Source organism: Faecalicatena faecalis (genome assembly GCF_012524165.2).
GTDB lineage: Bacteria > Bacillota > Clostridia > Lachnospirales > Lachnospiraceae > Faecalicatena_A > Faecalicatena_A faecalis.
Genome location: NZ_JABACJ020000014.1, coordinates 106,729 through 122,189, shown reverse-complemented (window position 1 = coordinate 122,189; position 15,461 = coordinate 106,729). Strand labels below are relative to the sequence as shown.

At 39.8% G+C, this 15,461-nt stretch carries 11 protein-coding genes; all 11 read right to left on the bottom strand.

Annotated features, from left to right (window positions below):
* Positions 1-94: 94 nt before the first annotated feature.
* Positions 95-1,105 carry an acyltransferase gene (locus tag HGO97_RS14780; protein ID WP_281419958.1) on the bottom strand — a complete coding sequence of 337 codons (1,011 nt, stop codon included), beginning with the start codon at positions 1,103-1,105 and terminating at the stop codon, positions 95-97.
* Between the two features lie 36 nt (positions 1,106-1,141).
* Positions 1,142-2,239: a DUF3048 domain-containing protein gene (locus HGO97_RS14775; RefSeq protein ID WP_216243097.1), complete on the bottom strand. Its 1,098-nt coding sequence runs from the start codon at positions 2,237-2,239 to the stop codon at positions 1,142-1,144.
* A gap of 192 nt (positions 2,240-2,431) precedes the next feature.
* Entirely contained in the window at positions 2,432-3,640 is a 1,209-nt protein-coding gene (gene dltD, locus HGO97_RS14770) for a D-alanyl-lipoteichoic acid biosynthesis protein DltD (RefSeq protein ID WP_216243095.1), read from the bottom strand.
* A gap of 3 nt (positions 3,641-3,643) precedes the next feature.
* Complete coding sequence (gene dltC / locus HGO97_RS14765; RefSeq protein WP_216243093.1) at positions 3,644-3,886, bottom strand: D-alanine--poly(phosphoribitol) ligase subunit 2; 243 nt, start codon at positions 3,884-3,886, stop codon at positions 3,644-3,646.
* Between the two features lie 133 nt (positions 3,887-4,019).
* The gene (gene dltB, locus HGO97_RS14760; RefSeq protein WP_216243091.1) at positions 4,020-5,174 is read right to left on the bottom strand and encodes a D-alanyl-lipoteichoic acid biosynthesis protein DltB; all 1,155 of its coding nucleotides are present in this window, start codon (positions 5,172-5,174) and stop codon (positions 4,020-4,022) included.
* Positions 5,174-6,757, bottom strand: coding sequence for a D-alanine--poly(phosphoribitol) ligase subunit DltA (gene dltA / locus HGO97_RS14755; RefSeq protein WP_216243089.1), 1,584 nt, complete (start codon positions 6,755-6,757; stop codon positions 5,174-5,176). Before dltA ends, dltB begins: the two co-directional genes overlap by 1 nt.
* A complete protein-coding gene (locus HGO97_RS14750; protein ID WP_216243080.1) occupies positions 6,744-8,519 on the bottom strand; it encodes a DUF6020 family protein in 1,776 nt (591 codons plus the stop codon). Before HGO97_RS14750 ends, dltA begins: the two co-directional genes overlap by 14 nt.
* 55 nt (positions 8,520-8,574) lie before the next feature.
* Positions 8,575-9,513, bottom strand: a complete 939-nt coding sequence (locus HGO97_RS14745; protein ID WP_216243078.1) for a glycosyltransferase family 2 protein — start codon at positions 9,511-9,513, stop codon at positions 8,575-8,577.
* Positions 9,510-11,729, bottom strand: coding sequence for a hypothetical protein (locus tag HGO97_RS14740; RefSeq protein WP_216243076.1), 2,220 nt, complete (start codon positions 11,727-11,729; stop codon positions 9,510-9,512). The genes HGO97_RS14745 and HGO97_RS14740 overlap by 4 nt, the downstream gene beginning before the upstream one ends.
* A gap of 141 nt (positions 11,730-11,870) precedes the next feature.
* A complete protein-coding gene (locus HGO97_RS24245; protein ID WP_216243074.1) occupies positions 11,871-13,949 on the bottom strand; it encodes an acyltransferase family protein in 2,079 nt (692 codons plus the stop codon).
* Positions 13,950-14,056: 107 nt separating this feature from the next.
* Positions 14,057-15,445: a flippase gene (locus HGO97_RS14730; RefSeq protein WP_216243124.1), complete on the bottom strand. Its 1,389-nt coding sequence runs from the start codon at positions 15,443-15,445 to the stop codon at positions 14,057-14,059.
* Between the last annotated feature and the right edge of the window lie 16 nt (positions 15,446-15,461).

Sequence of the window (15,461 nt, the reverse complement as noted above, 5' to 3'; positions counted from 1 at the left end):
TTCATGGGCAGGCAGATCACCTGCCTGCCCAAACACTAAATGACACAAATATGAGCTGTTTCCTGACAAATAAAAAAGTCAGTTTGGTGACAGTTCATGTGAGCAGTAACATGAAGATCAAAACAATGCTACCACTCATATATAACATAAAACTCCATCTGCCTATATACTGGGGCGGGTTTATCAACTCCCATAACACAGGACGGATATAACGATTATCATGAATCAAATATACCCCAAAACATAAAGATGAGATATGAAGTACTTTTTCACTTAGATTTTCATTTCTAATATTTAAAAATAAAAGAAAAAACATCACAGAAGCACCTAATACTACAATAGAATTATATTGATAAACCTTATTCGATAAACTATATAAAAATTCTGTATTACCAATACTTCCTCCTAAGATATTTGCACAGTATTCTAATAAAAATTTACAGATTGGCACCAGAAACGCAAATATAAGATAGCGCAGTAAATAGGTACGTACTTTATATTCAGGCACATAGTATTTTTTTATATATGCAGCAATCATGTATAGAACGATAAACCATACTACACCTGTACCGCCGCCAAAGTTCAACCCTGCAGAATAGTATACAATACTCGGAAGAATTGAGAATAAGAAAATCAAAAGCAAAATACAGCTCATATGCTGCTTTTGATTCATATTTTTTATCAGCACATTGATGAATGGACTTAACACATACATCCCCACATACATTGTCACAAACCAATACTCTCCTGAAATAGTTGGTGTTATTGCTTTTAGAAATTCCAGTAAGGTAAAGTTTGTATAACCAGAAACACAAAATAAAATATAAATAAAGGCTGAATAAAAAATCACCTGAACCAATAATGTAATTAATTTTTCAATTCGGAACGTTGAATTCACGAGAAAATATCCGCTAATCAGGACATAACAATTTACTGCTATATAACAAATTCCTTCTATAGTCCAAGTCAAGTAGTAAAAAGAAGAATTTGCCTCCACATTACTCAAAACCTTGCCATGACCAAGAAAGTGAAGTGTAATAATCATTAGCATGGATATAATTCGGAGTATTTCCAAGTTGATTTGTCTCTTGCCCTTTTTCCTCATCTTCTTCTTTCCCTCGTATCATTTTCCCTGCTATCTCTACTGGAATGTAACCTGTGAAGGATAGTTCACCGCAATATAGCTCTTTCCACGGTTCACCTGAATCTCTTTCCCATTATCATCAAAGAATTTCAGAGGAGCCTTCTCATTCGGTCCATCCTTTTTCCAATGTACTTTCTGCACAGCGCCGTTGGAAATATAATAAGCGGTCGTCTTATCACTTCCCATGCAGTCCATATCTTTATGACCTATATCATCCCTGACCGTTATAGTAGTCTCCATCACAAACACATTCGTAAACGCAAGCTGTTCCTGTGTATTTCCATCAATCTGTGGATTTCCGTTCAACTGCTTTAAATAGACCTTCTTGTCTGCATCATAGGTAAGCGTTGCTGTCTGCGCGCCAAAGTTGATATCCACCTTTGTACAGTCGTTTCCTTCCGGCTTTAACTGCTCATTCAGGCCGTTGAACTGGAACGCTGTTCTCTTCTTATCATCAGCAAGATCCGTTCTCTTTCCATTTGCCTGAACAACACCTGCAAATTTTGTACCATCAAAATAAGCGGTATGCTCTAACCCGTAACCAGCATCCAAACGTGCCTGATCACGGCCAAATAAACCATTGCCATCAGTCATACCGTCATACTGATCCAGATTCAGGCTTGCCAGATAATCTGCAATACTGTCATCGATTCCCCAGTTTACATAGAAAGCATCAAAGCCCTGAGAAAATACAGGATAATAATAACGACAGCTTCTGACTGCACATACCTTTGGAACCTTGGTATAATCAGCATATAATGCCATAAAACGAGTCACATCACCCTCTACCGGCATCTCAAATATGATATCTGCCTCTGCAACACCATACTGCGGCATCGCCTTTTCTACGTTATTGACCATGACTGCCACCGGGCGTTTCCCGATTGCTTCCTCTGATAAATCTGGAAGACCTGTAAGAAGATTCTGGTTTGCCGGAATTTCCTCTTTCACCTCTGGCTCCTCTTCCTTCTCTACTGGTTTTTCCACCTTTTTCGGTGTATCCTTTACTGGTTCTTCCTCTGTCTGTTTCTTACAGCCTGTCACGCCCAGTGCCAGGACACAGGCCAATACAAGTAATACTCTTCTTTTTTTCATAAGCCCTTCCTTTCTGACTCCACAGCATTTTATGCTGCGCTCTTGTCAGGCGGATATTGGAAATCCGCCACGCCGCTCTCCTACTGAGGTTAAAAATTATTGTATACAAATGATACATTTGCCCCGTCCGCTTCCATGAATCCCCATAGAATCAGAAGCAGTACGGCTACCAGTAAAATATACTGCCCAAGACTACTTTCCCTGAACTTCTGAAAAGTGCTCAGAAATCTGTTCATCCACATATAACCATCCTTTCCAGCCCAGATGCATGACATCCAGCATAAAGTAAGGCTCGTACTCCTTATCCGATAACCTAAGGTATGCTGCACCCTGCTCCTTTGCCGCCTGCTCCACTCTGTCATATAGAGCATTTCGTTTCTCCTGATCAATCCCTACATAATCATAGTACAGACCATTTGTATTCATCATGATGATATATGGCTCTACACCATTTTCCTTGCAGATCTGGAGGAACATTTTAAAATCCTCAAACTCCTTAGATTCCATCTTCGTCTCAGACTCCACGCCTTTCAAATCTTGGATTGTATCCGCAAGATACTGGGTGTAATAACTGTTTTCCACATAAAACTCGTTATTCGTGCAGAACTTTTCCCCTTCCTTCTGGGCATCCTCCATTGCTTGATTCCAATCGATTTCCAGTGTTTCAGGAGTCTTTGCATCTAAGGCCGTCTTCTTAAGAATCTGATATGTATCCCACTTGTCCTTCATCTCTAAAAGCCTATGTCTGAGGCTGTAATAAGGCTTTAAGACAGTCAGTCCGGCATTACCTAACGCAGAATCCCGTGTATACAGCCATGCATAGACCTTTATGTCATCATAGCCCTGAATATCCCGCAAAAGTTCATCCGTCCTTTTACACACATAGAGCTTGCTCTCGTGGCTCACTCTATCATTCTTCATCATTTCATAAAATTGATATTCTGAAAAGTTGGCGGCAAATCCATTGACATCAATGTCATCCCCAAAAAACCATTGGAGGGATACCACAATGGCTATCTTCTTCTCATCCTCCAGGGCCCTTGTCCCGACCTTCATCGAATGCAGAAGACTCTGTACATAAGCCTGTCCCACAATCGTCAGGTCCTCATCAAGCGTGGAATTAGGGAACATATTAATAGGGTTCTGCCCTGCCCAGGACTGAAGCTCTGAGGAACCGAGCAGGATCACATTCCCATTGTCTGCACTGCGCTCAAGGATCAGTTGTCCCTTGTCCTTTGTATAGTCATCGAACTGCTGGTTCAGTACTTTCGTATAATCTGACACATGATACATCTCATCAATCCGCTTATCCAGGTACCCCTCGAATACATACGCGATCAGGATGATCGTGGCAACCGCAGCAAATAGTACAATGACCTTCTTTAATAATCTGCTTTTCATCGGTTAACCAATCTTCTCCTTCAAAAACTCCGCGAACTTGTTCACTGTGCGGATATCATCCTTATCCACATCCGTCGGCTGCAGCCTGACTCCTGTCCGCTCTTCCAGTTCAAGCAGAACAGACACTGATGCGAGTGAATCCATCAGACCGGCTTCAAAAAGATCCAAGTCTAAATCTTCCCCCACCTCATCAGTCTCACATGCTGCAATCAAAATATCTAATGCCAATTCCTGTACATTCTCCATCTCTAACATCCTCCTTCTTTCTTAATTTATATATTTTTTGAATTCTTTTGCCTATCTTTGTCTTATCCATTTTCTTATCACACTTCTAATGGGCCAAATCTTCCCGATTCCACCTGCTTTATCCTGGCTGGAATCAGAATGCAAACATATACCCTGAAAACAGCAGCATACCGAATGCAATCACCTGGAAGCAGACGATACGGCTGACCACATCATAGCACTTCATCTGTTTGAACTTCCGGTAGACCTTACTTTTTAGATAGATATCTGTCACGACCAATGCACCGCCCTCATATAATCCATATAAGATATAGAACAGGTACGGTCCGTGCCAGATTCCCATCACCAGCATCGTTACCATATTTCCCCAACGGGAAGCCGTCTTTCTGCTCTTAAATATCTTTTTACGAAGGGTGTTCAGGACAAAACGTTTATAGATATAGTCTCCGAACCATTGGGAAAGAGACATATGCCACCGCTCCCAAAATTCCTTCATATTGTGGGCCAGGAATGGTTTATCGAAGTTCTCGCCTACCTTGATTCCGAGGATATAGCTTGTCCCAATTGCGAAGTGGGAGTAACCAGCAAAATCAAAAAACAAATACAGGGTATAGGCATACATATAAATCACTGTACTCCACACAGTATGTACCTCAGGCAGAGCCCTAATGATATATTGATTGATGATAAATGCCAGTCCGAACTTGTAGAGCATCCCTTTCCCGATCCGCGTCAGTCCAAAGATCAGATACTTCTCCACATACTCCTTCTTGGGAACTACATTCCCCAGATCTGCGAGAAATCTGTGGTATCGATCGATTGGCCCGGAGCTTAAAGTAGGGAAAAAAGTAATAAAATAAACCGTACTTAAAAAGTCAAATTTTTCAATATGACCATCATGGATTTCTATGATCAACTGCCAGATTCGAAAGCTGATATAGGAAATTCCCACAAACCCCAGCATATCATAAGGGGTGTACACGCAAAGCTTAATCACAAAAATCGGAAGCATGGAAGCTGCCATTGCAAAATAATACAGTCCATTGCTCTTCACTCTTTTATGTAAAAAATAATATCCATAGATCAGAATCAGTTCGCATACAATGAATACTAAGAACTGCAGCATCTGCAGGCTGTGAAGCCCCAAAAGGAAGATCAGCATCGGAATATTCAGCAGCATCCCGTAATACTTGATCCTCTTTCCACACAGATTTAGTATCACCGCAGGAATGAGCAATAACGTAAATAGAAACACACTGAATATGCTTCCATATTGAGAAAAGACCATTACAAATATTCCTCCGCTAATTTTTTTCGGTCAATCTTTCCATTGATATTCATAGGAAATTGATCTAAAATTATAATTTTTCTCGGAACCATATAGGAAGGAACCATTTCTTTTAACCCCTTCTTCAATTCAATCCCAATCTTTAAATCTGATAGATCCGGCCTGTCATTCAATACTACAAATGCCGTCAGATAGGACACCCTGCCTTCTTTATAGACCGGGAGCACTACGCTGTTATTGACCATATCAAGCCGGTTCAAATTAGAGCTGATATCGTTCAACTCGATTCGGAATCCATTCAACTTGACCTGGGTATCCTTTCTTGCAACGTAATATAAAAGTCCATCCTGCTCAAAAACGAGATCACCAGTCCTGTACCCCATCTTTCCTGATTCTGTCTGAAAAAATACCTTTTCCGTCTGCTCTGGGTTCTTAAAATATCCTTTACTGATGCTGTCACTTACGACAACTAGCTCTCCGGTCCCGCCGGCTTCGACTGCACTGCCTTTTTCATCCTGAATCTGATATTCTCCGTCATCCAGGATTCTTCCAATGGGCAGGCTCTTCTCGTTCCTGATCATCTCATCAGTAATCTCACAGGCACTCAAAAGGACGGTCCCCTCTGTAGGCCCATATCCGTTTATTACTTTAGCACGTTTGAACTTGTTATGCAAGGTCGACACAAGCTTCTTAGTCAGCACCTCGCCAGCCAGGATGATCGTCTCAAGCTCCGGGAGCATTTCCTCCTGAAACTGATCTGCAAAGCTGCAGATTTCCAAGAACGCCGGGGTGGATACCCATGCAGCAATCCGGCTGTTTTCTAAGTAATCAAATAAAAGTCTCGTATTATCCAGCATTTCCTTATCTATGCTAAATAAAGTCTTTCCCATCGGCAGATAGATATAGAGCGGAATGACCGACACATCAAAGGAATAAGAAACCTGATTGAGCACCACCTGTTTTCCTTCGCTCAATTCACAGGAAGATGCGAACCAGGAAGTAAAGTTCTCAATATTCTTTCTGGTAATCTGCACGCCCTTTGGCTTACCTGTACTGCCAGATGTGAAAAGGATATAGCAGTTATCCTCCGCCTTTACGTATTCCGACTCAGGCGCTTCACTCCTGCTGCCTGTACAAAGCCCTGCACCATCCCCTGAACCACAACCTTCCTTAGCCAGCACAGAGGAAAAATCCGCCTTTTTAATCTCCGTACAGCCTGACGGAAGTATCACCTCTTCCCCTGAAAAATTAAAAATCAGTTCGTTTTCTACATCCTGCATGATCGTCTCCACCCGGGAAGGCGGGAACGTAATGTCAAGAGGCACATAGGCGCGTCCCGTTTTCAGGGCGGCCAGCATCACGATCGTAATCTCGATATCCTTATTTCCATAAATCACTACAGGGTTCTTGCTCTTACATCTGCTGCTAATCACAGCGGCTACTGCATCCGATTTTTCCCACAACTGCCGGAATGTAATCGTCTCCTCCCTGTGAATCAAAGCTGTCTCATCACTTACAGATCTTTTCTTTAATTCATCCAGAATCCACATGTCTCTTCCTCCGTATTTCCTATTTCTGTCCATCTTCTTTCCTGCCTGGTATCAACCACGGATAAACCATCAAAAGCGGCAGTCCGATGACACAGACAAAGATATATCTGACTCCGAACGCAGTCGGTGTCGCCACCATCAGCGTCAGCCAGTTTCCAACCATCCCCAGAAGTGGAATGATATAATTGCCTCTCTTTTTCATCCAGCAAAGCACCACATTGACCAGAACTGCCCACACCAGCAGGCCCGATGCGATATAGTCGTACTTTCCATTCAGCGTCTCCTTCATTGGATAGCCCAAAATCGTCTCAAAGGGGCTGCTCTGGTACATTCCCCAGTCATTTCCCGTTACCTCAACCTTCACCAGCTCATAGTTGGTGTCACCGCCGATATGCCAGTAACCGTAAGTTCCCATCAGATACTGTTCCACATAGAGGTCGAAATTTTTTAATAGCATGGACCACCAAGTCTTGAAAAATTCCTTCTTATGGGCATCCAGATACGGGGTGTCAAATTCCGGCGCCCACTTGATATAATCCACCAGATTCGGGCTGTAGTATTCCTGATATTTTTCCAGCGGGAGCAGGTGATCCATAAATTCCCTGTCCTCCTGGTCCATCTCGCCGCCCATGACCACAGTCCTTGCCATCTGCTGAAGCGGAATGCCAATGGATTCCACAAACACATTTTCCGCAGAGAACACATGCTTGTATACAGGACCTGTGATGAACCAGACTACAAAAATACTGCCTACAAGAACAGGCAGGACCTTTTTTAACTCCTTCCGGTAAACAATGAGCAGATATAAGGTAATTAATACCGCGATATAGATCCCATTATTTCTCATCAGACACATCAGCACGATAAGAACCGCGTAATAAAACAGATTCCTCCCTTTCAAAAAGGACATGCGGTCCTCCACTGTATGCTCATATAAAAAGATTGCCAGCAGAATCAAAAGTTCACTGAACCATGGATCCTTCCACATAACAATCGCATAATTTCCAAACATCGGCGCCGCCGCAAAATAAGCCAGTCCCAGGTAGAGAACCCCTTTTCGAATTCCTTTTTTCTCAAGCCAGTACAAAAGATATCCCAGGCCGCCCGCCATAATCACCATCTGCAGCACAGAATACAGTGCGATTCCCAGATTCACATCATGCAGCAGACAATCCCCGATATAAATCAATTTGCCTACGATCAGAGTATAAAATACCGGAAAATGGTTGTCCCAAGGAAGCGATCCCATCGATATCGCCACAGAGACAGAGGCATCCTCCGGCATAATTCCCGGGTAGTAGGTAATGAAAACCGGAATCCAGGCAAGTATTAGAATGATACTGTAAATCAACCAGTTCTTCTTCCCACTCTTTTCCTTCTTCTCTTCTATCGGTTTGATAAATCCTGTTATTTTTTTATCCTCACTTAACAGGTAAAGGTCAAAAAATAACAGACACCCGACTACCAAATAAAAAAGAAAAGAGAAAAGATCCGCAATATGAAATGCTTCAAACACTACATTTTCTGCCGTAATTTTAGATCCAACGACCACCATGGCAGAAAACAAAAGCCCAAGTATAAGGCTTCCCTTCCAGATACGTGCCTGTAAAAAGCACTTCCGTTGTGTCCAGGCGTACCGTATTCCTGCATAAAATACAATGGCTGCCCCTGCTATATAAACCGGGTTCATGAGCCAGCCCTTTTGGTTGAAGAACAAAATATTTGAACCCATGATTGCAAAAAGGATTGCTGCCAATCCTTCGTTTTCCTTAAAAAATGCCTTTACTCTTTTCATGCTCCTCCCGCCATTTCATCCTGCCATAGTCTTACCTTTGCAGTGACTGGTTCATTTACTCTATATTTGTCTCTTTACAGATATAAATGGGACGATCCTTGGCCTCCAGGTATGTCTTTGACAGATACATTCCCAGTATTCCCATGCAGAACAATTGGATTCCGCCCATCATCAAAATAATACAGGTCATGGACGGCCATCCTGCAACCGGATCACCAAAGCACAATGTCCTGATCAAAATAATGACCAAAAATATAAACGCTGCAATACATACGGTAATTCCCAACACAGATGCGATTGCAAGTGGTGCAACAGAAAAGCCAATGATTCCTTCAATGCTGTATTTTAACAGCTTCCAAAAGGACCACTTGGTCTCCCCGGCCTTACGCTCCACATTCTCGAACTCGATCCACTTCGTCTGAAAACCGACCCAGCCAAAGATTCCTTTTGAGAACCGGTTATACTCCTTCATCTGCATGATAGCCTCTTTAAACTGCCTGGTCATCAGCCGATAATCTCTGGCTCCATCCATAATCTCTGTCGTTGAGATTCGATTCATCAGCTTATAGAAACATCTGGCGAAAAAGGAGCGAATCGGAGGCTCCCCCTTTCTCGTCACACGCCTGGTCGCCGCAGAATCATATCCTTCTTCCTTAATCGCATGCAGCATCTGCGGAAGCAGCTCCGGTGGGTCCTGTAGATCTGCATCCATCACTGCCACGTAATCTCCGTCTGATTTCTCGAATCCGGCATAAATCGCCGCTTCCTTACCGAAATTACGTGAAAAAGAGATAAACTTGATTCTTTCATCCTTCTCTGCGTATTCTTTGATCAACTCAAGCGTACGATCCGCAGAACCATCATTTACAAAGACTGCCTCCAGATCATAATCCGGCAGTTCTTCTGCCTCTTTGCAAAACGCCTGATAAAAATATGGTAATACATCTTCCTCATTGTAACACGGAATTACAAGAGATATTTTTTCCTTTGTCATTCTACTATCCTTCTTTTCATGGGAATCTGCGGCCTCCGCTTTCTCAAGACCACATATATGCCCAGTATCACGGCACAACCTAAACTCGCCAGATCTGCCGCTTGATATAATTTTCTGCCCACGTAGACCACTTCCACGTCCCCGGCAGATACACCCTTTGGAACCGTCAAATTCATAAGGCCGTACTTCCCTGTCTCAGTCTTCACTTCTTCCCCGTTGATATAAGCCCTATGCAGTTCATAATTATACAACGGCATTTGTAATTTGACAATCTTTTCCCGCCCTGCTCCTTGCTGCTGGTTCTTAAAATGAAACCTTACATCGACTCCTTGCTTTCTGAAATCAGTGATTGAAATATTCTGATTGGAAACCACTCGTTCTCCATAATCTTTCAACCGCCAAATATCTCCTATATACAGATCCAGGCGATAATAATCATTATAAGACATCAGCTCCACATCCTGATTTCTGCTGTTGATTAAAGGCGTCCCATCCGTCATATATCCGTCCATACATTCCAGCATCAACACGCCGCTGAAAATGAGAATTGCTCCTGCCAGGATATTTCTGCCATCCTGATAGAGCGCATAGACTGCAATAGTCGTCACGATACTCAAAAACAGGCTCGCAAATCCCAGCATTCTCCAAGGGAACTGCAGCTTTGATAAAAATTTGTATACCGGCCAGCAGTATTTCTGCAGGAAACTCCACGGAAAATATTCCGTCGCCATCAGACAACTGGCAGCCCCCATGATAAGACACGTATTTCCAATCTTCTGCATTGCCGGATCCAGACTCTTTTTTCCAAATCCATAATACAAAAACAGGATGCTCCCGAAAAGTACAACACTGCCCATTGTAATCGGCATTTCTTCATAGATCCCGTTCACCACATTCACTCCTGCGACTTTAAAGTGGCTTAAGAACATCTGGAATAAAAAAACACAATTTGTCGCAACATCATTTACTTCTTCAACAATCGTATATCCCTTCGTAAACTGATCCAAAAACGGAACTAAGAACCATAGATTTAGAAGTACAGATACCCCCGCAGCTTTCATGCAGTTCAAGATCCTGCACGCACCATCTTTGGAGCATAAGCGCCTCCAGTTCAAGACACAGAAAAACAGTCCGAACATGATGCACATTTCCAGCGTCAGGATATGGCTCTGCAAAATTCCAACCGCAGATATGGCAAGCAGCCACCATCTCTTTGAATTTCCATACACCATTTCGGCCATTGCATAGACGAGCAGCGGAAGGAAAATCTCTGCCAGGACTTCTCCGATGGAAGCACGAAGAAAGATATTATTCAGCCGATACGGATTGACCAAATAGAAAAAGGCACATATTGCCCCTAGCTTCTGGGATTTGAACAACCCTTTGAAGCTATAATAACCTACTAAAGCCGTTGCAATATTAATCAGCAAAATCCAAATCTTATATGCAGTAATCAAGGAAACTCCCAGCGCATACAGGATTCCCGGAATATATACAAATAGGTTCGGATAAAGAATCTCACTTACGAATCCATAACCCTGATTGATATTTACATTCATGCGTACCGGAAACTGGCCCAATGCTAAAGACTCTGCTATTCCTTTGATACGGGATAAATGGAAAGAAATATCATGGCCATCCATTAACAAATTCCCCACAAAAGGCAGTGTGATCAGAATTGCTGCACCTGTCAGAAGAATCGTATACTGCGGCTTCTTCCAATCTAATTTCCAGTAGAACAGGTAAATAAAAACTGCCAGCAGGATGAAAAGAAAGATACCATCTGTATAATAATCACGGACTAGCTCAACTTTCCATGTCTGCAGAGGAACCTGATCTGAAAAACGTAACTGTAAGGCATAACTGTCCTCTTCTAAATGAAAAGGAATCGTAATGGATGATTCATTAGGGTCAATGACACCTTCGGCGATCAGAACACCCAAGTTGTTGCTTCCGTCATTGCGGTTGGTGTCCAAAAGCTGGAAGGTGCTTTTCTTTGCAGGAACAGGTCCGTATTCGAAGGTAAGATTGTAATCCCCGCGGGTCAGGCGGGCATCAAAATCATTTAAGATATAACCGGAATCGCCTTCGGCCTCTGTCCAGTTCAGCTCCTGGGGGAGCTGCTTGTCTACGGCATAGGTGTAGCCCTTTTCGTAGAAAAGACAGAGGAAGGCGGATATGATGATAAGAATAAAAAGGGGGGATTGCTTCTTCATTGGTGGGGGGTACTCCTGTGTAATCATTTTAATGTATTAGGTTGTTCAGAGGTCTTATATAATTTCCCGTTTTTTATATGAGTTTCCTTAATAATGTCACCTATCTTACGAAAAAAATATGGATATTTCGCACTTTTAAAACTAGCCTATTGCCTTTATCCTTATAATTTGAAGACCTCTACTCAGCCACGTCTTTATTATACTGACTATAACAGCTGTAAGTATGATTATGATGCTCTTAATGACAAAAATTCTAAACCAATTCATTGTAAATGGAAGATATTCAAATACCCATTCATTCCAATTCATATATAATAATTCTAAGCAATGAATACCCAAAATCAACATGCTATTTTTTCCCAGCCAAGACATTACCTTTGCTACTTTTTCCCATTTGGTTAACATTTTAGAAACACTAATAACAACCAAACTTCCTGCAATTGCTTCTATAAATGAAAAAATTCCGCAAGGATAATATCTCGTTGTCAATTCTATGTGTATACCCATTTTTAAAAAATAAATCCAAATAGCTCCTGGCAAAATTAACGTCCAAAAATAATTCTTGTCCACAACCTGCTTTTTTCTTAACCAATCTCCAAACATTATAAATGGCACAGTTACTAATGCCACATCGAAACTCCACGGTAAAAATGCATAATACTGTCCAAGTGTATAGCCTAATAATGCAATTAATACTGCCATCCCTATTATAATCGTCTTAGAATATTTACCTATTACATTCATTAAAGCAACATATAAATTTCTAGTTATAAATAAACTACATAGAAACCACACTACACAGACAGAATCAAAGTCTTGGAATTTAGTAGATATTTTACTCATACCACCTAACATTGCCTTCATTTTATGAACGAAAAACGGCATATAAAAATTCCCATGGTTTCCTATGACCGCAAAAATAACAGCAGAAATAACACATGTTACACAATATGGATAAAGTAACGATTTTATGGATCTTGTAAATGTCCTTTTTATATCATATGATTTTATGAAATACCCACTTGTAATAATAAATAATGGTATATGAAACGAGTATATGATCCTTCTTAAATATTCTGGAATGCTAACATGCCCTAGAATCATCAATATAATTGTGATTCCCTTTGCGACCTCCCAATATTGGGCGCTTTCAGATTCCACACTTTTATTTACGAAAAGATTTGTCATCTGCTTATCTTGACTTTTTTTTAGTTTAATTGAAGTAAAAACTTTCTGAACATATTTAATCAAATATATCCCCAATGTACAGAATAGTAATTTCATAATTATAAGTATGCAAACAATAGCGAAGTTTTGTAATTTTAACCAATCTCCAAAAATCCTCCATACCCATTCCCAGGATATTACTTTCAGTTCAAATGCATGACAACATAACATCAATAAAGTATTTTTCCCATAAAACTCTAATAATAATGAAATCCAATTTGTATTTTTTTCTACTTCTTGTGCAAATAGTATTACTAAATAACTTCCACATAATGCGCCTATAATATCTAAAAGACCATTCCCAAAATAGTTTCTAACCAAATAAAGTTGTCCACCAAAAATAATACAATATAACCAAATGCAAGTCATACCGCTTAAAACCGGGAAAGAAATTTTTCTTTCAAATAGCCTATTCTTTTTAGCCAGCCATCCGATGTATACAAACAGTGAAGCTGTCATCCCTGCCTGGATACTAAACGGCAGCCAAATAACATCCGTCATTTTATATCCGAAATAAGCAATTATAATAATCCAACAAAAAGCATATTTATCTGTTATCAAATATCTTACAATAACTAAAGCAAAGAATAATGCTAGTAAAAACCATGTAGCACCTATCTGTTTCATATAAAACGGAGAAGTATATTCTATAGTCCCACTTCCATATATACTAGCTATTGTCCAAATTTTTATGTTCTGAACAACATTCTCTAAACTATTTGTTTGTATAATTCCTTTAATGGTCGTTCCGACAACAATAAAAATACAGGTAATTATATATGGTATTATTAATTGTTTCCCTTTTCTTTTTGTATACTCATAGACAGATTGCTTATCATTCAAAAAATATCCACTAATTAAAAAGAAAATCGGTACATGAAATGTAAAAACAAAAGAATTGATTCTCCCAATGCCTAAATGCCCCATCACTATATATATCATAGCAATGCCTTTGGCAATATCAAAATATTTTACCCTACCCTTATCTTTCACGTCGCACCATACTTTCTAACACTTACACTATTTTTCAATCAATTAATAAATTGCTTAAATGTAATACATAAAATAGTTATTCTCTTTAATAAAAGTAAACATCACACTTATCTTTTTAATTCATTTAATAAGGGTTCCTTACAAATAACTAAAACCAACATATATACAATAAAAAAACAAACAGAAGAAATTACTAATGTAATAAAATCTCCAAAATGTAAATTTTTAACCCATATACATCCTAAGCTACCTAAACAAATAGCAATAAAAATTTCTAAGTATCGTATGCCTCTAAAAATATCACTTACTTCATTATGTAAAGAAATATACTGAACTATAAAAACTACAGCCTCTGCAACCAATGTACCAATAGCCGCCCCCGTAGAAGCAAGCGTCGGAATTAAAACTGCATTTAATATCAAATCAACCACAGCTCCCGCTATCTCTGAATATAAAACAATCTTTTCCTTCCCTAAAGGGATAAGAATTTGAATTCCCAAAATATTAGTAAGCCCTATAAATAGAAGAGTTGGCATAATAAATTGCATAGGAATTACAGATCCCTCATATGATGCACCTGACAAAAAAAAGATTCCATTCCTTGCAAATAAAATAAAATAGACCATCAACGGTGTAGCGCATACACACACGAAATTTAGTGCCTTACTACTTATTTCCCAAAACTTGTCAAGCATCTTATGTTCAATATAATATGAAGCTCTTGGCAACAATACCGCTCCTAAGGAAGTTACAATACTCACCAAAATAATTTTTATTTTAACAGCTGCATTATAGTAACCTACTTCTGTATTGTTAGTCATAAACCCTAACATTATAGTATCCAAATTAGTATAAATTGTTGTAGCGCAAGACATTGCAAAAAAGACAAAAACTGCCTTTAAATGTCTTTTTATTTTATATTTTCCTAGCGGTTTCCAAATAATGTATTTACGTATATTTATAAAATTTAAAAGGCCTGATGCTGATGCTGCGAAAATAGATATTGCTCCATAAATAATGTAATCTTTCTGCTCTTTTACTAAAATAAACATTGCAATTAATGCAATGAATTTGAAAAGTATGGAACGAACCGTAATATAAGTATACTGTTCCAACGCCTTATATAGCCATTCCATCCCTATTGTATTGAAGACAATGCTTAAACTGGTAATAATATACAATTCTTTTTCAAGCCATATCTTATCTACGCTTACTAGCGTTATTATGAATGCAACATAAGTAGTAGCACTTGTTATAAGATTAATAATAAACAATTCTTGGACCGTCCGACTCAGTTCTTCCTTGTTGTCGCGAATCTTTGCACATGCGCGTATTCCATAAGTAGGAATTCCTAATTGTGCAAACATTGCAAAATATGATATTAAGGATGTTGCTAAAGCAACCTTACCTGTTCCTTCTGGTAAAAGAATACGTGATATATAAGGAAATGTGATTAGTGGAAAAATAAAAGAAGACATTGTAAGCATGGCATTCATAATAAAATTTAACTTC

What these genes read in the sequence shown, in the direction of transcription:
- dltD (WP_216243095.1), bottom strand. Translation starts at nt 3,640, where the DNA reads ATGAAAAGCAGATTATTAAAGAAGGTCATTGTACTATTTGCTGCGGTT.
- HGO97_RS14740 (WP_216243076.1), bottom strand. Translation starts at nt 11,729, where the DNA reads ATGAAGAAGCAATCCCCCCTTTTTATTCTTATCATCATATCCGCCTTC.
- HGO97_RS14775 (WP_216243097.1), bottom strand. Translation starts at nt 2,239, where the DNA reads ATGAAAAAAAGAAGAGTATTACTTGTATTGGCCTGTGTCCTGGCACTG.
- HGO97_RS14780 (WP_281419958.1), bottom strand. Translation starts at nt 1,105, where the DNA reads ATGAGGAAAAAGGGCAAGAGACAAATCAACTTGGAAATACTCCGAATT.
- HGO97_RS14730 (WP_216243124.1), bottom strand. Translation starts at nt 15,445, where the DNA reads ATGAATGCCATGCTTACAATGTCTTCTTTTATTTTTCCACTAATCACA.
- dltC (WP_216243093.1), bottom strand. Translation starts at nt 3,886, where the DNA reads ATGGAGAATGTACAGGAATTGGCATTAGATATTTTGATTGCAGCATGT.
- dltB (WP_216243091.1), bottom strand. Translation starts at nt 5,174, where the DNA reads ATGGTCTTTTCTCAATATGGAAGCATATTCAGTGTGTTTCTATTTACG.
- HGO97_RS14745 (WP_216243078.1), bottom strand. Translation starts at nt 9,513, where the DNA reads ATGACAAAGGAAAAAATATCTCTTGTAATTCCGTGTTACAATGAGGAA.
- HGO97_RS14750 (WP_216243080.1), bottom strand. Translation starts at nt 8,519, where the DNA reads ATGAAAAGAGTAAAGGCATTTTTTAAGGAAAACGAAGGATTGGCAGCA.
- dltA (WP_216243089.1), bottom strand. Translation starts at nt 6,757, where the DNA reads ATGGACAGAAATAGGAAATACGGAGGAAGAGACATGTGGATTCTGGAT.